Raw genomic sequence first — 21362 nt, forward strand, 5'->3', positions numbered from 1 at the left:
TTATCAAAACTTTTTATCCATTTCCTCTAAGGACATTACCTTTCTTTTCTTCTTACTTTTTATCTCTTCTTCCTCCCAAGGGAACAAAAAAACATCCTGTGGTGTAAACTCCTTATCCTCTGAATAAGGAAGTAAGGAACAGTACATTTTTAATCTTGAACGCATCCACACATCCTTTTCCTGTTCAGCTTCTTTTCTACGAAACCCTATTAATACATTCACAAACTCACGAGGAGTTAAACTATAGAAATAGAATATACTCATCCCTAAATCCCCACAAGCTAACTGCTCTAATTCATCAAAATCAGGGTCGAAAATATCCTCTTCCGACCCCTGAACTACTTTCCCTTTTCACCTCCCTTTTGTTTAGGTAGTGATTTTTGAAGCTCTGATAAAATTCCTGAGATACCCAATTCTGAAGAAAAAACCGCGTCTAAAACTTCATCAGAAGTAACACTTGACTTTTTATCAACGCTATGAATACCCGCGACCACTAAACGACCAACAAAATCTAATTGTTCAAATGTTGGGTCTTTCATTTTATCCAACTTCAATTTCTTAATAAGAGCATCAAAACCTGATACTTTTTCATATCCGTACTCCTCACAAATCATACGAAGCGCACCATATCCGAATTTTAACTCGTGCTTTTGTTTACCTATTTCTACAACCATCTTTTATGAGTTTAATGCAATTGTTAACTCTCCATTTCCTTTTAACGAATAATCAAACGTAACCGCTTCGTCAGTAGTCGCTTTAATAGAGAAACTCTCTATATATGCCTGACCTTGATAAACCATATTCCCTCCTACACCATCAGTAAATTTAATATCCACCAACGCTTGTGATTGCCAAGCCTCTGAAATATCTTTTATACCATTATTTGTAGTGGGTGAATTAGCTGCATAAGCATTAGAACTTAATGACCACGATTTTTTCCCTGGAGAAGTTTCAACTCCGTTTGTATCTTTTGATGCTATTTCTTTAAAGTCACTACTAACATTTAAAGTCGCATCCTGCTCATGCAGTATCTTTTTACCTCCTATTTCTATTCGCATTACCGAACCTTCATAAAATGCCATACTTTCTACTTTTTAATTAATTTTTAAACCAAATTTTTGTTCTATAAATAACCATCCTTCATCCGTCTGAACAGATTCTCCTCCTGCTTGAGAGTAAGATGTTTTACTTTCTTTTAACGCTTCAACAACACTATCTGCTATCGCACAACAATCATCATAGTTAGCCGAAAAAGAACGAATCACTACCTCAAAACCTTTTAAATTATTTTTTGATTCTACTACCACAAATCGAATATGATACGTAATAAAATTTTCTCCTTCTTGCATAGGTGCTACCAAAGGATACACACTAGATTCATTATTACTTAACAAATCAGTAAGCCCTGCAAAACCACTTAAATCTTCATAAACTATTTTTGATGATTTTAAAAAACTCATGTACTTAACTTTTTTACTTCCTTTTCTATAAACTTAGACATTCGTTTTTCTGCATCTTTAGTTACTCCTGACTTTGTTTGCTCTAATGCCTGGTCAATAAAAGGGTTACTTGCTATTTTCTTTGTTCCTGGTATTACAAACTGTCTTAAATACCAACCATCAGCGCGTTTGGTACTTCTTGGACTAATGCTAACCATTGGATTTTTCGCCTTTCTCATTACCTTTTTACCAATACTTTTTTTCCCTGTACCTGGTAAAACCCAAGTACCAAATCTTTGATTTTTCCTTTTTAAAATATGAGGAGTTTTACTTACAGGAGCTTTGCTTTTAACAAGTTTTAATGTTGGATTCGCCAACCTCATTAAAATCCTTTCTACTGGCTTTCTTTTAGTTTTATCATCACCTAATTTTTTAAGTTTTGAACTCAAGCCATCAAACCCCTCTACTTCAAACAACCCTCTACTCACGATCTAATTCTGCTTTCAATAATTGATACCTCTTTTTTCCTTCAGCTAATACTGCAATTATATTGTAATAATCACCTAGATACTCAATACGCCTATCTGTTGCATTTACCATAGCCCTATCATAACGAATAGTAAAAGTCTTGATATTTACATATCGTACACTTCCCTCTATTTCCTCTGAACCTGAAACATCAGCAACCTTTGCCCAGCAATTTTTTAAAACTGCCCAATCATTTGAAGTAGCCCCTGAAATAGGAGACTTTTGCGCAACTTTACTTTGAATCGTTATACGCTCATTTAATTGTCCTATGTAAGTAGAGCTTGCCATTAATGGTAATAACGATACGAGCTTATCAAATTCATAACTGTACTATTAATTAACTTTTTAGACCTATCAGCGCGATACTCATAAAAATCAGAAACTAACAACAAAACCGCCTGTTTTATTGACTTTGATAATTTTGTAAAACCACAAGTAACTCGAAGTTTTACAGCTTTTGAACTCTTATTTGTCAATTTTGGTAAGTCTCCTAAATACTCGATTATCGTTTCAAACTTATCTACCTTTTTTAAAGCGTATAAACCCTCTTCTAACTTCTTGTATTCTCCATTATCTAAATACCAAATACCCTCAATGCTTTTTTTTGTCTGAAATTTAAAGTCTAATACATCAATAAAAGAACAACCAAAAACCTCAAATTGCTCATCTTGAACACTCCTTGATAAATAATCTGATATATGAGATATTGCAGCATCTATATACCCCTGAACTAAAACATCTTCTTCCGTAAAATCAGGCTCTATCTTTAAATGTGACTTTACCTCTGACAAACTAACTATCTCAGAAGGTTCAAACTCTTTTATTTCTATATACATTGACATAACTATTCTACTTTTTCTGCGTATTTAGATTCAATTAGATCTAAAGCCAACGACTCTGAAAGTTCAACTTCTTCACCCACACTATGTGATAATAAAAACGCTCCTGAAGGCGATAATAAAAACCGAACCTTCACCTTTTTACCTTTCTTATTATTTTCTTTATTTTCTTTATTTCCAAACATATTAAACTAATTTTAAGCTCGGTTATCATAAAATAACCGAGCATTAACAAACAACTATAAAGAAGCTGTAGTGAATTTTTTATTAAAAGCAAATGCCTCTGGATGTACTACTTGAACATCTGCATAAGCAGTAACTACTAATCTAATTTTACCAGATGTAGACTGAGTAAAAGGATCTACCTTAATAGATAAACCTCCCCAACTACCTGTGAATATCTGCGCCCAATCCCCGTAAATAAGCGGGTGCATTCCAGATAATTCAGGTACTAAATTGGTCGTTATAAGTTTGCTACCGTTTAGCTCCTTACCATCAGAAAGCATTATACTATCTGAACCTGCAACCTTTGGAGTGGTTTTTAATTTCCCTTTTAAAACCTTATTTGTAACATACCCCAACGATGCATCCGTCGCATTTGATGCCTCTATTAAGGTTTCTAATTCTACTATTTTTTCAAAACTTGGCATAGAACCAGTTCCCATTTTCGCATCATTAACACCTGGTATATTTAATATCCCTAAAGGAGACCTACCTCCTGATCCATTAATAACCGCAGACGCTAAAACACGACCATAAGCATTATTTAGCATCCCTATAATCATAGATTCTACTCCAACACTTGATTGTAATATTAACTGCTCAGAAATATCAACTACAGCTACAACTCGTTTTGGCTTTAAAATAGGACCATCAAAATCAGCATCTGTTTTAACATCTACTTTTTCATTTTCTAAAGCCCAAACAAAAGACACATCAGTATGAGAAAGTAATGGCACGTTCCCTGTTAAACCTGTTAAATGAGTTAACCCTAACTCTGCTAACGGATTATTTGGAAACAAAGGTGCAACCAATCTTGGAGCATCATTAACCACCAATTTACCCCCTTTTAAACCTGAATCACCTGTTACAGATTGGTCTCTTTTCTCCATCATAGAGGCTGGTAAACCAATGATATTTCCTTTAGGAACATCTAAACCTGCTTCACGGTACTCCGCTTCAAATTCTTGCCTTACCTCGGCTTCAAGTCCTGAAAGCTTCTCACCATCCATCACTGAACGTATTGCCCCAGCAAGTGAATAATTATTACGTTCTTCTTTATCTGTATGAACAGCTGGTGGTATGCCTGAATCAAGTGGTGGTGTGTTATCAGCTTCACGCAACTCATTTTCCCAAATGATTTTTGCACGTTTGATTCCAGGATCCATAGCATCCATTTGACTTTGTAAATCATCAAAACGTGTTGCTTCTGTTTCGTTTAATTCTCTCTTTTCGGTTTTAGCTGTACTTACAATACCTTGTTGTTCATTATACAACCCAGCACGCTCTTCTAATAATTGTTTATACTTCTTCATGTTTAAACTTATTGTTATTAATAATTAATTGTGCTTCACGCACTGTTTTTCTTGTTTTTATTGAGTTTTGATTCTCCTTTTGTAAATCAAAACTTCTCTTAGCCACCGAAGTATCCTGATACGCTGGAAAAGTAACTGGAGCAACATCATAAAGCTTATCAAACTTTTTAATTTGACGAATGTCTAAATCATCATCCTGCTCAATCCAAATCACTTCTTTTACCTTAAACTGAAATGAAGATTCAGATACATCTCCAGCTATAATTGCATCCTCTAAATCCAATGCATAACTCCTATTAGGTGTAGTGTAACGATATTTCAACCCCGCATCATCAACCCATATTTCAAGCGTACCCGATGCTGTTCTACCAAGTATATGATTAGGGTTATGATTTAACAAACAGCGTACATCATCACTTAATACATCATCAAATGCTCCTGGTAATATTTCTTCATAAAACCAACCTCCTATTTTAGTACGTTTATTAAATAAAGCCGCAGTTCCTTCAATTACTGAAGGGTTTTTAGCATCTCCTTCACCCCTTTTTTCAACGGATATTGGAGCTAAAAAAAATCTACTTTCAGACTCTGGTATAGTATGCTTATTCATTTTCTTGAGTTTTTTGTTTTAATTCATTCAATTTTGCTTCGATATGCTCTAAGGTCTGAGCATTAACAGGCGTTAAAGGAGCATCTAATCCATCAATAGGATTATATTCTAACAATTCCCTCACCTCATTACGTGTCATTGATCCACAAAAAATCAACTTAGAAAAATAATCTGCCTGAGTAGTTTTATCTGATTGCAACAACGAGTTGTGATTGAAATAAAAATAGTAGCCACCTTCAATTTCTTTTTTAGTAAGTAACTTTGTATCATATTCTGCTTTAAATGCCTTTATCCAAGGCAAAATAGAATCTGATACATGAGCAATTTCTTGATGTTCTATATTTGAAAACGTAGCATTATCGAGGCTTTTTAGTTTGTGAGGAGGTATATTTAACCATCGTGCAACTTCAACAACTCCTTGCTTATGAGTTCCTAAAAATTGTGATTCTTGGGGTGTTAGCTTTATATGCTGAAACGAACCCATTTCATCCAATACTGCTACTTTAAATTTATCCTTACTTGATAAACGAGTTGATAGCCCATCTGAATATCTGGTTTTAGCATCTCCATCCATAGGCTTGGCTGTGGTCACAACTCCAATACCCTCTCCTTTACTTTCATAATACTCTGATGCATATTCTTGCGCATTTAAATTAACTCCCAAACTCATTGCTGCCATTGTTACGACTCCAATACCTACAATACCATTTGTAGTAAACCCTAGTACATGAATAATATCATCTGAATCATACAATTTACCGTCAATTTTATACACCAAACCTTTTCCACTATCTAAAACCTGAACAGTTTTCTTTTGTTGATCTATAAACTCTATTGAGGTAGTTCGTTGAGTAGTTTCATCTTTTACTTTAATAGCATATGCATTACCTTTAAGAATTGCACTCAAAAGCATTACTTTATCAAAAGTATATGCTGTCATATAGCTATTAGGCTTTTTTGACACTAGATAACTTAAAGAATGATTGTCTATTTTTTTTCGGCTTCCATCTGTTTTTCTATATATAGACTTCGGTAGTTTTGCATAATCATTGCAAAGAATATTAACACCGTTATAAAATGCGGATAATGTTAAGGCTGTATTTGAATTGATTGGCTTACCACTTTTTGTAGCACCACCAAACAAATTAAAGAAACCACCTGAACTAACAGGTTGATTTCTTTTTTCTGAAAAAGCTAAATCTAAGGAATCGAATAACATACTTTTACATTCTAGGATGTAAAGATGCTATGAGCAGTTTTCTAAATTGGGGTCATTTTATGCCCTTTTTTATTTTTTATTGAAAAAACTTTTAAAAATGAGAAAACCGAAGTATAACTCCACCAATAAAAGCATACAGACAAGTACAATCCTTACTGGATGTTTAAACAATTCTAACTCTAAAAGCAGTGAAGTTAGAAACATAGAACTAAATGTTGCCAAAACCACTACTAAAATTTGTAAATCTTTATACTTCGTCATGCTTAACTTTTATATCTTGTAAATACTTATTTATTACTCTATTAACCCTATGCTCGGACAAACCCGTTTTTTCAGCAATTACTCCCACACGGTTATCATGGGACGTCAAAAACAAATCTATTATAATTGCCGTTTTTTCATTTTCTAACATATCTATATTTTTACATATTTATTTTTACTTGTTTTAAAAGACCTCCAACTACTATACCTATACTCACCAAAAATTAAATAATAAAGTTCATTCGTTAAATCAAATGCCTTTTTTTGGGTTTTACAAAGCCCAACTATTTTAAAGTAATATTCAATAAAACCTTTAGTGGTCGCTAATCGCTTTGCAACATCAAAAGACATTGCCTTTATATTCATTTCTTGACTTAAATGTAATTGCATTTGCACCGAGTTCATAATATATTCTTTGTGGTGTTTATTTTTTTATTTAATTATCTACTCTTATTTTATAATTCGTTTACTAAATCTTGGACATAAAAAAAACACCTTGATTAAGGTGCTTTGTGGTAAGTATGTATTTTATTTTAACGTTTTGGCTAAGCTGCGTTTTAATGCAGTTTAGGTGGTGTTGTAGGTAGTTCTATTCTTTCACAAACGTTCCCAAAAGTTTTGGATTGTCTAATATCAGTTTTTTGTCTTTCCATTTATAACTTATTTTTACAGGGCAACCTTCATTTTGCCATATTAAAATATGATTGTGAGCTAATTCAAATCTACCACTATAAAATGTCATATATCCTTTTCCTGTATCATCATATTCAACGGGTATTCCTATATCACATTTTTCTTCTTCTATATCTATCCTTAATTTAAAGTTACCATCAGAATGCCTAAAAGGAACCCAATTACTATAATTTGTATCGTCAATGAATCTAAAAATATCTTCTGAAATCCAATCACCATTAAATTTATCTAGGCTCTTACTTTCTAAATACCATTTTTTTATTGTTTCAGTCTTATTTAAATAATATTCTTTTATTATTTTTTCAGAATTGCTTAATTTTAAAAAATTATTATATTTTTCAGATCTAATTTCTGTCAAGTTTAGATTAGTTTGAGAAATTAACTTGTCTCCTGTTCTTTCTATTGCGATAAATGGATTTTGTACATTTGAAAAATCATATTTTAAAATATAATAATTCCATTTATTTAATAACTTTTTTTCCCTATTTATTTCGAAAATTCCTTTTTTAGGTTTTGTGATTAAGCCTTCTAATTTTTTTAAAATTTTCATAGAGTTTATTTTTCGTAATTCTGATTAAAGTCAATTTTTTTATTAGTGTTTTTAGTCCCCATGTTTCTCTTGATGTTTGCTAAAGTACTCAGTAATTTTTCGGTACTATTGGAATTACCTACAACGTCTAGTGTATGATTGGTTGCGGAATTTTAACGTAAAAATAATTAAAATACTTGAAATTTATTGCCTACGAGATTTGTCCGAAGGAATAAATCCGTAAGCAATTAATTATACATATTGTTGGTATTAGTATTCATTTGTATTTTTATACAATTCGTTTTGTTTATCTAGCTCCATTATTGTCCTTTCGATAATGTCTTTGTTAATCTGTTGAGTAAAAATTAAATTTTTTCCTGTAAAATAATGTCTATGATTATTAAATAGTTTGTTTAACCGATTAATAGTCATAAAAGTTCCCCATCTTTTTGTTCCATCACTAAATTTAATAGTCACCTCTACACATGAATTATAATTGTCATTAATTTCGTCATCAATATTAATTGATTTTATATCTGGTATTATGGAATCAGTAAAACAATGGGAAGGAAGCCAAACAAGTTTTTGTCTATCATTTGGTATTTTTATTTGGTCTAACTTAGCGTCTTCTATTCTATAACTTTTTCTCTTTGTAATATGGTCAGAATATAATGACTCGTCTATACAATAAATGGTTTCTCCTTTTTTCATATTAATACCAACGTTTAGGCTATGGTTAGTACGGGAATTAAAAGTACTGAACTTTCGATTAAGCACTTAGCCAAAACTTTTTACTTTGTTTTATCTTTTTTATTATAAAGCCAAATCAAAAGATTTGGCGGACTTGTTTAAAAACTCTAAACTTTGGGTTAAGCACCAAAACCCGCATTAACTATAGGTATTGTTGGTAATAGTTAATTTTCATATTTCCCAACCCAATTAATCTCAGTTTTCCAGTTATCTTTTATATATTCTTGACATTTATAAATTCGGAAAAACTTTTTAATTGGTAACTTTTTCAAAATAGTTTTAATCGAGTCTAAATCTCTATCTTTAAGAGATCTGTCTGTGAATACAACAAATTTTAAACTATCCTTTTCTTGTTCTTTCTTTGAAGAATAAAATGAAATCACTTGATGTTCAAGCTTACCAAAACGACGTAAGTGATTGTCTGTTTTAATAATAACAGAATCATTTTTTTTCCCTAGATAAACATTAAAAACAAAATCTTTATTTCCATAAGAAGTTAAAGGCTCATTAGTCATAGGAAGGTCTAATTTTAAACCAATCCTGTTTTCTAAATATTCAAAATTATTTTTTATTCTTCTAAACTTAAAATATATTGAATCGGCTTGTTTTTTTATTAATAATGTATCTTTAGTAGAGTTGAATTCGAAGTCTAAAACGCTTTTCTCTTTGGCAAATTGTCCATTATTTCTCAACATATTCTGTTCTATCCTTTTATTAACAATTTTCCATCTTGTTGAATAGGTACCTATCATAAGGGGATTATCAACTACAGTCGAATCATTGAAAAACTGTATATCAATATTAAAATTACTATCAGAAGTAGAACTCCAATTTCCTAAGAAATTAGATTTTGTGTGTTCTTTTTTACATGACAGAAAAATAGATAAAATAGTAATTAGTATTGTTGTTCTTTTCATAGTTATTACCAACGGTTTGGCTAAGCTGCGTTTTAATGCAGTTTAGGTGGTGTTGTAAATAGTGATTTAATTCAATTCAAATATTGGTTGATCAGTTCCCCGACTATAATAAACGAATCTGTTAATATCCAGGTAACTAAATATTTTATCGTTATAAATTTCATTCAAGAGTTCAATTCCAATTTTATCCAATTTTTCAGTATGTGCTATATGAGATTCAAGTTCCTTCAACCCTATTCCTGTATATGGATAATATTCTTTGTACCATGTTTTTAGTCTGTTTAGAAAATCAGATGGTATTTTTGACTGATCAATTTCAATCATATAATCTCCATTTTCAAGAATTAAAATTCCATAACATTTTGCGAACGGTTCAGCTGCTAGAGTCAGTTTAATTTCGTTTTCCATTTTCATTTTCTCTAATGGTTTTCAACTCAGGTTATTTTCCATTATTAAATTTAATCTACAATTTTTGCGCATTATTTACAACGTCTCGGCTATGGGTAGTTGGGGCTTTTACGTACTAACTTTTCGGTTTAGCTTTGACTTTTGCTTTATGTTTATATTTTCGTTTTATCACTTTCGCCCCAATTGCCTATAGCTATTGTTGCCATTAGTATTTCATTCTTGTTGTAACCAATTAAATTTCCCATCTTTCCAATAAACAAATCCGCCACCACAACTTTCAGATGCGTGCATATAAAGAGCGTTATAATTTAGTCGGACTTTTTTGTTTTCAGGAACATCTTTAAACTCTACAAAATCATCTTCATAGTTTGACCACAAAGTTTCTCTAGTATTAACTTTTTCAAAGATACCAATCCAGCCATAATTGTACATTTTGAACGGGTCATTTTCATTTCCTAATATGTGAATTTTAGTTTTAATTCCTTTGTTGATAAATCCAATTTTTGTTTCTCCATCAGAGTTTTTTAATAGAATTACAACATCATTTATTTTGTCTCCGAAAAAGTCACCTTTCAAAAAAAAAGGGTTGATATCTGTATCTAAGGTTAGATTAACGAATTCTGAATATTTAGAAATTTCACTTTTAATTTCTTCGATACTTTCTTTCTTAGGTTTCAAATATCCGTCAAATACATATCCATATTCAGCATTAGAAATAAATGTGGGAAAGTTTTGAAAATTTATTTTCACCCAATTACCTTTTATTTCTTGTCCGTTGTCTGTTATAGTTTGGCTATTTTCGGTTTTCTCAATAATATCAACTTCGGCACCAAAATATAGCTTTCCTATTTTCTTTCCATTTGAATTAGGTTTTTGCCTCAAAAACAAACCATTTTCAGCTGTTACAACAAATTCATTTTGAGAATAAGTTAATGCTGTCAAGAATAAAGTTATAAATAATATTATCGATTTTTTCATATTAATGGCAACGTTTTGGCTAAGCTGCGTTTTAATGCAGTTTAGGTGTTGTTGTGCCCAGTTTTTTTATTTCCAAAATTCCCACCAATTTTTAGGTTCAGCTTTATTATATAAATCGGCATAACCATTATAATTCAGAACCATTTTGGCGTTGTGCGAAACCAAGTCATATTTGTGATTAACATATTTTTCAATCCGTTCATTTATTCTTGGACTGTTGAATTTTATCAAGTCCATAAAAATCGAACCTTGCACAGCATAAATGAATTCCAACTTTTCAAATTGTTCAAAAGCTGTTTTTTCCATTTCGGAATCCCCTCTTTTAAGATCATTTATTAACGCAGCCCAAGAAATTTTTTCAAAATGAGAATCTTTTTTCTCAAGACGTTTTAACAGAGTTATTAGAGCATTTTTGGATTCCATAGCGACCAATGTTTGCCCAATCAATAAATCATCTTTTTCTTCCAATTCTTCAATTAATCTTTTTTCAACTGCCAAAAACTCCTGTTCGTTCAGTCCAGTAATGATTTTGTCATTTGTAAACCCCTCCCTTTCATCTCGAGTTAGCGGTGGAATAATTTCCTTAATTAATTTTTCAATATCTCTCATTTTGCGAAATTGGGTACAACGGTTAGTATATGGTGCGTATCCCGAAGGGTATGCACTATAAACCTTGTTAGCTTGCGTTTTCTTTTTCCTCTTTATCTAATTCAATAATCATATCGTCAAAATTGGAATACTTTGGTTCAAACTCATCAAAAACTTCGTGATCCCACAGAACAATAGGATAGTCGCCGTTTTGATTTTCAACAGTTGTATCAAAACACAATAATCCCCAATCACTCCAGTTTGCAAACGGTATTCTTCCTGTATCAATTAAAAACTCTCTTGGATATCCGTCAAATATCATTTCGGAAAGTGAAGCTCTCCAAATTCTGGCAGGATGCTCGCAAAATGAGCATTCTCCAATTTGAAGTTCATAGAAATGCTTATACTTTAGGAATTTCGTGTAAGATTCAGGCAGATTGTGACCAAGTCTCGATTCAAATTCTTTTATTTCCTCATCAGTGACTGTGCTCTGAATTGGATTCCAAATTCTCCATTCTTCATTTTTATCTTGATTTGGGTCAGACATTTCCGATACTATCTGTTCTGGAAGTTTATTTAACTCAATTGATATAAGTTCGTCAAGATATTTGTCTATTATTTTTTCCATTTTATTCAATGCAAGCTAACGTCTCGGCTATGGTTAGTACGGGATTAAAAAGCGATTAATTTCCGATTAAGCACTTAGCCAAAACTTTTTATTTTGTTTTATCTTTTCATTTTAAAGCCAAATCAAAAGATTTGGCGGTGTTTGTTAAAAGTTCTACTCTTTGGGTTAAGCACCAAAACCCGAATTAACTATAGCCATTGTTAGCTACAGGTTACTTCCGTATCTTTTTATGTTTTTTGAGTCACAAATTTTTCTGCAAACTGGATTACTTTATCCTTGTTTAATTTTCCTAAAAAATCATTTCTCCAATTTTTAATATCCTCTCTAAGGTAATCAATATCTATTTCCATAAAAGTTTCAATATCTGTTCTTTTTACAGAACAAGAGTATAATGTTTTCAAATCATTATAATTTGTCTATTTATTGTTCTTATTTGATGGTATAAATACATTTATTTTGTCTAGTTGCTCAAAATCTCTAAATGCTCTTGTTGAACTTTCTAATAATTTTTTGAAAGCAAAATATTCTGTATTAGCAAACCCCTCTTTGTAATAAAGTATTCTTTTTTTGTAGTCAGATTTTAATTCATCGAAAAAGTTAGTGTTTTGATGTCCTCGTCTATTAAATTCATATTTAGACAATTGTAAACCTTTAATGTTTTGATTGAAAAAGTAATCTACAGATATATCTATTTCATTCAATTCATTTAGTTCTAATACATCAAGTTTTAGATTTGAAAATTTCACTCGATTTTTAGCTGATTGAGAATATCCTTTATTGGTAATTATAAGACCAAAGTTTGCATTAACATCTTCAGTCATCCCAATGAAACTTTCAACAACTTTAACATCAATTTTTTTATTATAATATTTAGTATCTACAATTCCAAGTATTCTTTTACCTGCTAAATTCCCTCTTATTGAGAAATCAATTTGTCTTTCCGTTTTACTATATAATCCATAAATAGAATCATCATATTCAATTTCACAATTAGAATAGATTTCACTCAAAGTTTCATAAAGTATTCTTTCGTATTCTTTCCACATAGATTTTTGCGCACTTGTAGCTAACGGTTTGGCTAAGCTGCGTTTTAATGCAGTTTAGGTGGTGTTGTAACACGTTAATTCATTTTTCTGGTTCTAATTAATTCTCCATTTATATTCCATTCTTTCCAAATTCCAGTAGAGATGCCATCTGTAAAATACTTTTCACTTTTTTTCTGGCCATTTTCATACCATTCAGTATGTTTTCCGTGATTAAATCCATTATGAAGCATTCCCTTGAATTTTAATTTTCCGCTAGGAAATTTTTCAACTAGATCCTCAAACTCTTTTATATTTTTTAATTTTTGTTTAATTTTTTTATAGTTTGTTTCTTTAGCAAAAGAAACATTATCAAAATCTTTTAATATTAACAAGCGATTTGTTAGTTTAGAAATTATATATTTCCTATTTCCAAGTGTTAAAATACTATCTTTCAGTTCATACTTTGCTTTATATTGAACTCCTGCTTGCATAAAGTCAATTTCTCTCTTTTCACTAAATTGTAAAATTAATTTTGTTTGAGTTAAATTTTTATTTGAATCATTAGATTCTGTAGACTCTATAAGTAGTATATCTTCATTTCTTTCTTCTTTTTGAGCTCTAGTTTCAAAAGATTCCCAAGTACCTAATAAATTCTCTATTTTAAATTGACTATAACCACTTTGAGACGTAATAAGGATTATTAATATTAATAAAGTTTTCATTTTCATAATGTGTTACAACGGTTTTGTGTATGGTTAGTTGCGTATTTTAAGCACTTAAGTTAGCAAATAAATCACAGAAAGAAAGTCCGTGAGGACTTTCGTAAATTGGCTAAAACTAGCAATTAATTTTACACGGTGTTGTACAGCGTACATTACTCATAATACTCTATTTTTCTTTCAGTAACAAACTGTACTATGTTATTTTTGAAAGACGTTCTTTTAATCCAATTTCCATTTTTATCAAACTCGTACTTATAATTCCATAAATCATTAACTTTGTCAACAGGATAGTTAAAACGTTCTTCAATTATATTATCTTTAGAATCAAATTGATAAAATTCTTCGCCAATAAGAGATTCTTTTATATCATATATAGTAATTTTTGTCAAATTATTTCTATTATCATAACGAAATAATTTTTTACGACTTAAGCTTTCATATAACCCAGTTATAATTTCTATTATTTTATTACCTTTTTCATCATATTTGTATTCCCACAAATATGAAAAGCTTCCATCTGAGTAATATTGTCCTTTTTTTATTAACTGATTCTTAATGTCATATTTATAAGTTTCTTTTCCTTTATTGCTATTATTCTCGTCAGTATTATACTTGGTTATTAAATTGCCATTTTTATCATATTTATAAGTGTCAATAATTAAATAACTCTTGCCATGTATAATTTTTTTAATTAAATAATTTTTATCATTATATTCATAAGTCTTTTTACTTTTATGACCATCAGGATATTCTATAATTTCCTCAATATTATTTTGCTTTTCATTGAATAAAAAATTAGTAGAAAGATAAAGTTCTCCAGTTATATGATATTTATGTGTTTGGACCAATTTTTTTCTAGTATCATATTTTTTATAAGAGTCATATCTGTATTTTCTGTTTAAAACAGGTTTGTCCCTCTTTAATTTTATTATTTTTTTGTCAACTAAATTAGCTTCATAATGTTTAGTCGTTACTGATTTAACTTTATTTATAAGGTTTTCATCTTTATAGTCATTTCCGTTTTCTTGAGAATAACAAAAAGAAGTGAATAATAGTATTCCTGCTATAATTTTATAAAATTTCATTAGTTTATTTTAGTATGTTGTACAACGTTTAAGGATATGAAAAGTTGCGAATTTTATTTCGGAAGTTTTCATAGCTTTTTTAAGTATCAAATTTAGTAAAATATTTGAAACCAGTAAGAATGTAGCAATTTTTTATATGCATTGTTACCCTTTTTAGTGCTACACAAACCAAATGTAAAACCAAAGCCATACTAAATAATCCTAAAACCAACCGAGGCAGAACGCTAGCCTTAACTATCTAAACAGAAAACACCTTTAATTTTTAACAATCAAACATGGAAGATATACTCAACCATAAAGCGTTTAGGTTGGTACATAGTTTTATGCACCAACACCTTTTTTGGAATAAGAACGAGGCAGAACGCCAGCCTATAATTTTTCAATTACAAACTACATATTCAATATTTTCAACATATTTTTAAATGAACAGATAACACTTTGGCGTTTAGTTCCCAAAAAAGGATATCAATCTAATAATTTGCTAAATAAGCGATACTTTTAAAATACTTTCTTGAGCTTTTTAGTAATCTCAAGTTTCATTCAGCACTATTAATGGTAACGTTTAAGGATATGAAAAGTTGCGAATTTTAGTTCGGAAGTTTTCATAGCTTTTTTAAGTATCAAATTTAGTAAAATATTTGAAACCAGTAATAATGTAGCAATTTTTTATATGCATTGTTACCCTTTTTAGTGCTACACAAACCAAATGTAAAACTAAATCCATACTATATACTCCTAAAACCAACCGAGGCAGAACGCTAGCCTTAACTATCTAAACAGAAAACACCTTTAATTTTAAACAATCAAACATGGAAGATATACTCAACCATAAAGCGTTTAGGTTGGTACATAGTTTTAAGCACCAACACCTTTTTTGGAATAAGAACGAGGCAGAACGCAAGCCTATAACCTTTCAATTACAAACTACATATTCAATATTTTCAACATATTTTTAAATGGACAGAGAACACTTTGGCGTTTAGTTCCCAAAAAAGGATATTAATCTAATAATTTACTAAATCAACGATATTTTTAAAATACTTTCTTGAGCTTTTTAGTAATCTCAAGTTTCATTCAGCACTATTAATGGTAACTCCTTATATAAAGAATAAAGTTCTCGTTTATCCGATTATTCTTCCGGATAAAAGGAACTTTTGTTCCTCTTTATCTTTATTTGTTAAGGTGCTTTTTTTCACAAATATAACTTTTACAATTAATTATTTAAAGACAACAACAACCTTTTATTCCTTTTTTATGCAAATCAAAAGATTGTTGTTATCCTCAAATTTTACTTACCACAATTATGTCAAAGAACTTTTCCGTTTTTAAGGTGTTGGAGAACCTACAATTAGTTTATAATTTGATTATAATGTTCTTTTATGCATTTATATAGGTAACTTGCTATAATTGGTTTAACTGCATTACCCATTGCCTCTATTCTGTTTTTGTCCAGTTCTTTGGAAAACCCATTATCCATTCGTAAACCTGACAAGCTATCTCTGCGCTTAAACCGTTTAATTGGCATTGATAAAGCAATTTGTCCTGGTGTCCGTTTCGGTAATATTTCTCGAAAGCACTGTGTGATTTCATTATTACTAAAGCATCTGATTTGCTTGGGGTAGGCAATAATGTAAATTCGTTCCCTTTTATCGGGCAATCCGAAGTCGAAACCTCGTAAACATCTCCATTCTGCATCATACCCGATTTTGGCAAGGTCGCATAAGACGTATTCAAGACCTCGAACAGCGAGCATTGAGCTGTTTTCAATGAGTATGTACTTAGGTCTAATGTCCCTGCAAATCCTATGCATTTCAATCCATAACCCAGATCGCTCTCCCTTAATTCCTTTTGCTCCTCCATTATGTTGCTGAGCGATTGAAATGTCCTGGCACGGAAATCCTCCACATATAACGTCTGTGTATCCGGGGTTTTTAATTTCTCGTATATCTCCATATTGTTTTGCTTTGGGAAATCTTAGGTTTAATAATTTTCTTCTTTCTTCTGATATTTCGCAATTCCAAAGGGTTTCAATTCCTTGCCATTCTGCACCTAATTCAAACCCTCCGGCACCGCTGAATAAACTCCCATTTGTTAATTCCAAAATCTACTGTTTTAATGGTTATACCCTATTAGTATAATGGTTTTCACTTATTCAAAACTGTTGGTTTATACCATAACAACTATAGGTATTACACCTATTTTAATTATCTTTTTGTTTTACAATATTTGCATTGTATTTATTCTGTGTATTAACAAGTTTTCATAAATTTTTAACTTCACACAGGTTAAAAAAGTTAATACACAGTTTTTTGTGTTTATTTAGAATTTAGGGATTCTTAAATACATTCTTAGTTAGCTAGTCTTAATAAATTAGCTAACTTTTTTATTCAAATTTCTACAATTATTTTAATATTTCTATTGGTGAAACTGACCTACCATCTTTAGCTTTCTTTAGATTGCCATTGATTAAAAATTCATTGAGTTCTTCTAAAGAGGAAAAAGAAAAAAATCGTTCACGATCCCAAAACTCAAGTAGACATCCAGAATTATCTGGATTAATTTCAAGTGTAGTTGAAAGGTTGTTTCTTTCTTCAAATTGCTCCCAATTATCTTTGATTTTACTTAGTTCCATATTCTACTATTACTTTTTTTAATAAGCTTTATTCTTTTTTTAATAATATTAGGTATAAATTTTCTCAATAATATTGCAAAAAAAATTTGATACCCCCGATAATAGTTTCCCTATCACAAGCTCCTTCGGGAGCTTTTTTTGTGTTCATAATTCTACTCTTTTATTATTTTTTTTGTATATTAGAAGTATTATTTTTCTATCCCTCGTATGATAAATAATAATAAGCTCTCTCTTTTGTTTTGAAGATGAGAGCTTATTTATACTCTTCATTCTACTATTATTTTATAATTTGTTTACTAAATCTTGGACATAAAAAAACACCTTAAAAAAGGTGTTTTGTGGTAAGTATATATTTTATTTTAACGTTTGGCTAAGCTGCGTTTTAATGCAGTTTAGGTGGTGTTATAGGTTGCCTTTAGTTTATCATTTTTGTTTTTCGTGCTAATTCTTCATTGTTAGTTACTGTCAAATTATCACACATTCCAAAAACTTCATTATCATGTTCATTTAAAAAAGCAGCAGCACTAATAAATACCATTATTCCATTGGAAAATTTTAATGAAATATCTTGCGGATAGATAAAGGTTTCAGATTTTCCATTTTTTTCATCAGTCGTCGTTACCTCCTCCCAATTTAACTTGACATTTTCTATGGTTTCACCAATGATTCCCGACCAAATTAGGTTATTTGAAACATCCCAAATCTTAAAGTCAGAAAAATCCGATTTCTCGTTTATTTTCATCCCAAGTCCAAATTGAAAAAAATTATCATCCCAATATATTTCTATTTTTTCATTTGTTTTCGAATATAAGAAAATTGAAAAATCAATTGAATCTAGATTACTAAAATGAGTAAAGTAGTAGGGCTTTTCATTAAAATCACCGTTTAACTTTTGATAGTCAATTTCTGCATATTCAACTTTAATAATTGTTTTATCAATTAAATGTTTTATATAATTTTCAAAGTCTCTGTGTACCTTTTTAAGTATCATTTTTACGGTTACCTATAACGTTTTGGCTAAGCTGCGTTTTAATGCAGTTTAGGTGGTGTTGTAGGTAGTTCTATTCTTTCACAAACGTTCCCAAAAGTTTTGGATTGTCTAATATCAGTTTTTTGTCTTTCCATTTATAACTTATTTTTACAGGGCAACCTTCATTTTGCCATATTAAAATATGATTGTGAGCTAATTCAAATCTACCACTATAAAATGTCATATATCCTTTTCCTGTATCATCATATTCAACGGGTATTCCTATATCACATTTTTCTTCTTCTATATCTATCCTTAATTTAAAGTTACCATCAGAATGCCTAAAAGGAACCCAATTACTATAATTTGTATCGTCAATGAATCTAAAAATATCTTCTGAAATCCAATCACCATTAAATTTATCTAGGCTCTTACTTTCTAAATACCATTTTTTTATTGTTTCAGTCTTATTTAAATAATATTCTTTTATTATTTTTTCAGAATTGCTTAATTTTAAAAAATTATTATATTTTTCAGATCTAATTTCTGTCAAGTTTAGATTAGTTTGAGAAATTAACTTGTCTCCTGTTCTTTCTATTGCGATAAATGGATTTTGTACATTTGAAAAATCATATTTTAAAATATAATAATTCCATTTATTTAATAACTTTTTTTCCCTATTTATTTCGAAAATTCCTTTTTTAGGTTTTGTGATTAAGCCTTCTAATTTTTTTAAAATTTTCATAGAGTTTATTTTTCGTAATTCTGATTAAAGTCAATTTTTTTATTAGTGTTTTTAGTCCCCATGTTTCTCTTGATGTTTGCTAAAGTACTCAGTAATTTTTCGGTACTATTGGAATTACCTACAACGTCTAGTGTATGAGCAGTTGGGGGTTTTTATTTCCAAATTTTTCAGTTTGACACTGACCTTTGTTTTATGTTTTTATTATTGTTTATTTACTCCAGCCCCAATTGCTTATAAACATTGTTGGCGGTAGTTGTTTTTTCTTTAATCCAATTATCATCTTCTTTTAGGAAAACAAGTATTTTTTTGACAGACTTATTGTTTTCAAATACATAATTTAGCTCAATTTTTTTAGATTCCTCTCCATTTTTGTAAAATAAAACTTTCTCAAATAAGAATTTGTCAATTTGTTTTAAACTATCAGGAAAAGCACTCATCAAAAAACCGTTACTATTAAAAAAAATCACTTTCCTTTTAATTGTTCCATTCTCATCGAATGTATCCCATTTGTACTCATAAAATTTATTATTACGGTCATATTTATTTTTGGCAAATATTCTGTCAAAAACTAAAATTTCTTTTCTAGTTATCTTTTCAGTAACAATCCCATTCTTATTAAATTTCTTTTGTTCTTTCTTACTTACGGTTTTTATAACATTACCATTTTCATCAAACTCGGTTGATTTTATATGTCTTTTATTCCAAAACTCCTCTTTTTTTAGTTGACCATTTTGATAGTATTCTTTTTCTAATCTTTTCTTTGTGTCATAAACGGATTTTAGATTTCCGTTGTCAAAATAGGTGATTCTTTTCCATTTTTTACTTGGAATGAATAATTCGGATAATTTACTATTTCGATGATACTCAAATAGTGTATCAATAGGCTGACCTTCCTTAAATGTTCCTTTCGTTCTAAGATTACCGTTGGAATAAAAATCCAAAACTTCTCCATTTGCAAGTTTTCCACAATCAAAATATTCAGAATGAGGTGGGTTACTCACATAAATAGCTAAATCAAGCTTTTTTAAGAATATTGTATCTCGATTTGTCTTGTTTGAAGTTATTTCTACAGCTATAGGATTGTCAAAGTTTACATAAAGTTTATATGGTCCAGCTTTGGATAATTCGACTGGTTTAGATTCTAGATTTTCCATTCCATAGGTTTTAGTAGAATCCGCCAAATACCAAATCACACCTTTTTCTAATTTCTTCGTGCATTGGTTTATAAAAATTGGCTCATAAATAGTCTGCCCAAATATTGTTTGAGTTAAAATGAAAAATAATTTGTAAATCGATGTTTTCATCTAATTACCGCCAACGGTTTGTGTATGATTAGTTGCGATTTTTTTCCAAATGTAACTAAAAATTATTGGTTTTTGTTTCAGAGAATACTTTTTAAAGTATAGTGAACCTAGCAATTAATTATACATATTGTTAGGCACTGGCTTTTATTCAATTCAGACAATGTAAACCATTATATTCCAAAACATATGAAAAATAATAGATGGCCCAATTGATTTAGATTTTAAATATAGAATTCCGGATATTATTCCACCAAATATTGTCAAATAGAATAAATGCCAATCTTGTTTTGATGATTCCAATATCAAATTCATATAAGGCGAGTGAATTGAAGCAAACAATAGAGAAGCCAATAAAATCGAAACTACGGCACTAATTTTTTTCTGTAAATTATTCTGGATATATTCCCTAAAAAACAATTCTTCTCCGATAGGTATCATTAGGACAGCAGAAATCATATTTATATTCTTGAATTATAGTAAGCCATCAAATCTATAAGCAATGTTATATTCAGTTCCGAATAAAAAGTTGTAAATCCATTTTAGAGGCGTTTGCATAAATACAAATGAAATTCCCAACACTAGAGCGAATAAATACCATTTTCGATGAGTTTTTTTAATCAGATTTTTGAAAGTCCGCTTTCTTATAAAGTAGATAAAAATCAAAACTCCGATTAATTGTAAAGTTCCTTGAATTAAGAGATAGTATTCATAATAGCTTTCAAATCCAATTTTTTCAGCTATTAGAAACCAAGAACCGATAAGTTCAATTCCAATTAGATAGAGTAGAGTCGCCAAAATGGCTTTTGGAATGCTTATCAATTCGTTATTCAATATCGTTGGTTTTTTCTGCTTGTGCCTAACGTTTTGGCTATGGTTAGTGCGGGAATTAAAAGTAGTAAACTTTCGATTAAGCACTTAGCCAAAACTTTTTATTTTGTTCTATCTTTTCATTTTAAA

The 21362-nt window shown here is 30.1% G+C and carries 30 protein-coding genes; all 30 read right to left on the reverse strand.

Translation table 11 applies throughout. The annotated features are described in order from the left end of the window. Nucleotides 1-3: 3 nt before the first annotated feature. The 30 genes from ACMFBB_RS05475 to ACMFBB_RS05620 all read right to left on the reverse strand — a co-directional run bounded on the left by ACMFBB_RS05475 (nt 4) and on the right by ACMFBB_RS05620 (nt 21236). A complete protein-coding gene (locus tag ACMFBB_RS05475; protein WP_435263455.1) occupies nt 4-222 on the reverse strand; it encodes a hypothetical protein in 219 nt (72 codons plus the stop codon). Between the two features lie 116 nt (nt 223-338). Continuing rightward, the gene (locus ACMFBB_RS05480) at nt 339-674 is read right to left on the reverse strand and encodes a hypothetical protein (RefSeq protein ID WP_435263456.1); all 336 of its coding nucleotides are present in this window, start codon (nt 672-674) and stop codon (nt 339-341) included. A 3-nt stretch (nt 675-677) separates the two neighbouring features. After that, nucleotides 678-1082 (reverse strand): phage tail tube protein, encoded by a 405-nt coding sequence (locus ACMFBB_RS05485; RefSeq protein ID WP_435263457.1) that lies wholly within the window; start codon nt 1080-1082, stop codon nt 678-680. Between the two features lie 12 nt (nt 1083-1094). Continuing rightward, the gene (locus ACMFBB_RS05490; protein ID WP_435263458.1) at nt 1095-1460 is read right to left on the reverse strand and encodes a hypothetical protein; all 366 of its coding nucleotides are present in this window, start codon (nt 1458-1460) and stop codon (nt 1095-1097) included. After that, nucleotides 1457-1927 carry an HK97-gp10 family putative phage morphogenesis protein gene (locus tag ACMFBB_RS05495; protein WP_435263459.1) on the reverse strand — a complete coding sequence of 157 codons (471 nt, stop codon included), beginning with the start codon at nt 1925-1927 and terminating at the stop codon, nt 1457-1459. The genes ACMFBB_RS05490 and ACMFBB_RS05495 overlap by 4 nt, the downstream gene beginning before the upstream one ends. Further along, a complete protein-coding gene (locus ACMFBB_RS05500; RefSeq protein WP_435263460.1) occupies nt 1920-2255 on the reverse strand; it encodes a phage head closure protein in 336 nt (111 codons plus the stop codon). The genes ACMFBB_RS05495 and ACMFBB_RS05500 overlap by 8 nt, the downstream gene beginning before the upstream one ends. Next, the gene (locus ACMFBB_RS05505; protein WP_435263461.1) at nt 2255-2809 is read right to left on the reverse strand and encodes a head-tail connector protein; all 555 of its coding nucleotides are present in this window, start codon (nt 2807-2809) and stop codon (nt 2255-2257) included. Before ACMFBB_RS05505 ends, ACMFBB_RS05500 begins: the two co-directional genes overlap by 1 nt. 2 nt (nt 2810-2811) lie before the next feature. Next, nucleotides 2812-2991 (reverse strand): hypothetical protein, encoded by a 180-nt coding sequence (locus ACMFBB_RS05510; RefSeq protein ID WP_435263462.1) that lies wholly within the window; start codon nt 2989-2991, stop codon nt 2812-2814. A 54-nt stretch (nt 2992-3045) separates the two neighbouring features. Further along, nucleotides 3046-4341 carry a phage major capsid protein gene (locus ACMFBB_RS05515; protein ID WP_435263463.1) on the reverse strand — a complete coding sequence of 432 codons (1296 nt, stop codon included), beginning with the start codon at nt 4339-4341 and terminating at the stop codon, nt 3046-3048. Further along, nucleotides 4328-4951 (reverse strand): HK97 family phage prohead protease, encoded by a 624-nt coding sequence (locus ACMFBB_RS05520; protein ID WP_435263464.1) that lies wholly within the window; start codon nt 4949-4951, stop codon nt 4328-4330. The genes ACMFBB_RS05515 and ACMFBB_RS05520 overlap by 14 nt, the downstream gene beginning before the upstream one ends. After that, the gene (locus ACMFBB_RS05525) at nt 4944-6170 is read right to left on the reverse strand and encodes a phage portal protein (protein ID WP_435263465.1); all 1227 of its coding nucleotides are present in this window, start codon (nt 6168-6170) and stop codon (nt 4944-4946) included. Before ACMFBB_RS05525 ends, ACMFBB_RS05520 begins: the two co-directional genes overlap by 8 nt. A gap of 414 nt (nt 6171-6584) precedes the next feature. Then, complete coding sequence (locus ACMFBB_RS05530; protein ID WP_435263466.1) at nt 6585-6836, reverse strand: hypothetical protein; 252 nt, start codon at nt 6834-6836, stop codon at nt 6585-6587. A 184-nt stretch (nt 6837-7020) separates the two neighbouring features. Further along, nucleotides 7021-7674: a hypothetical protein gene (locus ACMFBB_RS05535; protein ID WP_435263467.1), complete on the reverse strand. Its 654-nt coding sequence runs from the start codon at nt 7672-7674 to the stop codon at nt 7021-7023. Nucleotides 7675-7923: 249 nt separating this feature from the next. After that, nucleotides 7924-8364 (reverse strand): hypothetical protein, encoded by a 441-nt coding sequence (locus ACMFBB_RS05540; RefSeq protein WP_435263468.1) that lies wholly within the window; start codon nt 8362-8364, stop codon nt 7924-7926. Between the two features lie 203 nt (nt 8365-8567). After that, entirely contained in the window at nt 8568-9320 is a 753-nt protein-coding gene (locus ACMFBB_RS05545; RefSeq protein WP_435263469.1) for a hypothetical protein, read from the reverse strand. Between the two features lie 66 nt (nt 9321-9386). Next, a complete protein-coding gene (locus tag ACMFBB_RS05550) occupies nt 9387-9728 on the reverse strand; it encodes a hypothetical protein (RefSeq protein ID WP_435263470.1) in 342 nt (113 codons plus the stop codon). A 213-nt stretch (nt 9729-9941) separates the two neighbouring features. Beyond that, the gene (locus ACMFBB_RS05555; protein ID WP_435263471.1) at nt 9942-10706 is read right to left on the reverse strand and encodes an SH3 domain-containing protein; all 765 of its coding nucleotides are present in this window, start codon (nt 10704-10706) and stop codon (nt 9942-9944) included. A 66-nt stretch (nt 10707-10772) separates the two neighbouring features. Further along, nucleotides 10773-11315 (reverse strand): hypothetical protein, encoded by a 543-nt coding sequence (locus ACMFBB_RS05560; protein ID WP_435263472.1) that lies wholly within the window; start codon nt 11313-11315, stop codon nt 10773-10775. Nucleotides 11316-11382: 67 nt separating this feature from the next. Next, nucleotides 11383-11841 (reverse strand): SMI1/KNR4 family protein, encoded by a 459-nt coding sequence (locus ACMFBB_RS05565; protein ID WP_435263473.1) that lies wholly within the window; start codon nt 11839-11841, stop codon nt 11383-11385. A 308-nt stretch (nt 11842-12149) separates the two neighbouring features. After that, nucleotides 12150-12323: a hypothetical protein gene (locus ACMFBB_RS05570; protein WP_435263474.1), complete on the reverse strand. Its 174-nt coding sequence runs from the start codon at nt 12321-12323 to the stop codon at nt 12150-12152. A 15-nt stretch (nt 12324-12338) separates the two neighbouring features. Then, nucleotides 12339-12968, reverse strand: a complete 630-nt coding sequence (locus tag ACMFBB_RS05575; RefSeq protein ID WP_435263475.1) for a restriction endonuclease — start codon at nt 12966-12968, stop codon at nt 12339-12341. A gap of 74 nt (nt 12969-13042) precedes the next feature. Next, the gene (locus tag ACMFBB_RS05580) at nt 13043-13669 is read right to left on the reverse strand and encodes a toxin-antitoxin system YwqK family antitoxin (RefSeq protein WP_435263476.1); all 627 of its coding nucleotides are present in this window, start codon (nt 13667-13669) and stop codon (nt 13043-13045) included. 152 nt (nt 13670-13821) lie between these two features. After that, nucleotides 13822-14754: an RHS repeat domain-containing protein gene (locus ACMFBB_RS05585; protein WP_435263477.1), complete on the reverse strand. Its 933-nt coding sequence runs from the start codon at nt 14752-14754 to the stop codon at nt 13822-13824. A gap of 1348 nt (nt 14755-16102) precedes the next feature. Further along, on the reverse strand, nt 16103-16855 hold the full coding sequence (locus ACMFBB_RS05590) for a DNA cytosine methyltransferase (RefSeq protein ID WP_435263478.1): 753 nt from the start codon (nt 16853-16855) through the stop codon (nt 16103-16105). Nucleotides 16856-17155: 300 nt separating this feature from the next. Further along, the gene (locus ACMFBB_RS05595; RefSeq protein WP_435263479.1) at nt 17156-17386 is read right to left on the reverse strand and encodes a hypothetical protein; all 231 of its coding nucleotides are present in this window, start codon (nt 17384-17386) and stop codon (nt 17156-17158) included. 415 nt (nt 17387-17801) lie between these two features. Then, on the reverse strand, nt 17802-18377 hold the full coding sequence (locus tag ACMFBB_RS05600; protein ID WP_435263480.1) for a hypothetical protein: 576 nt from the start codon (nt 18375-18377) through the stop codon (nt 17802-17804). Between the two features lie 70 nt (nt 18378-18447). Next, nucleotides 18448-19101, reverse strand: coding sequence for a hypothetical protein (locus ACMFBB_RS05605; RefSeq protein ID WP_435263467.1), 654 nt, complete (start codon nt 19099-19101; stop codon nt 18448-18450). Between the two features lie 212 nt (nt 19102-19313). Beyond that, nucleotides 19314-20255: a toxin-antitoxin system YwqK family antitoxin gene (locus tag ACMFBB_RS05610; protein ID WP_435263481.1), complete on the reverse strand. Its 942-nt coding sequence runs from the start codon at nt 20253-20255 to the stop codon at nt 19314-19316. 303 nt (nt 20256-20558) lie between these two features. Then, on the reverse strand, nt 20559-20861 hold the full coding sequence (locus tag ACMFBB_RS05615) for a CPBP family intramembrane glutamic endopeptidase (RefSeq protein ID WP_435263482.1): 303 nt from the start codon (nt 20859-20861) through the stop codon (nt 20559-20561). Between the two features lie 15 nt (nt 20862-20876). Beyond that, complete coding sequence (locus ACMFBB_RS05620; protein WP_435263483.1) at nt 20877-21236, reverse strand: hypothetical protein; 360 nt, start codon at nt 21234-21236, stop codon at nt 20877-20879. Nucleotides 21237-21362: the final 126 nt, after the last annotated feature.

Origin of the sequence: Tenacibaculum sp. nBUS_03 (genome assembly GCF_051201695.1) — a bacterium.
GTDB lineage: Bacteria > Bacteroidota > Bacteroidia > Flavobacteriales > Flavobacteriaceae > Polaribacter.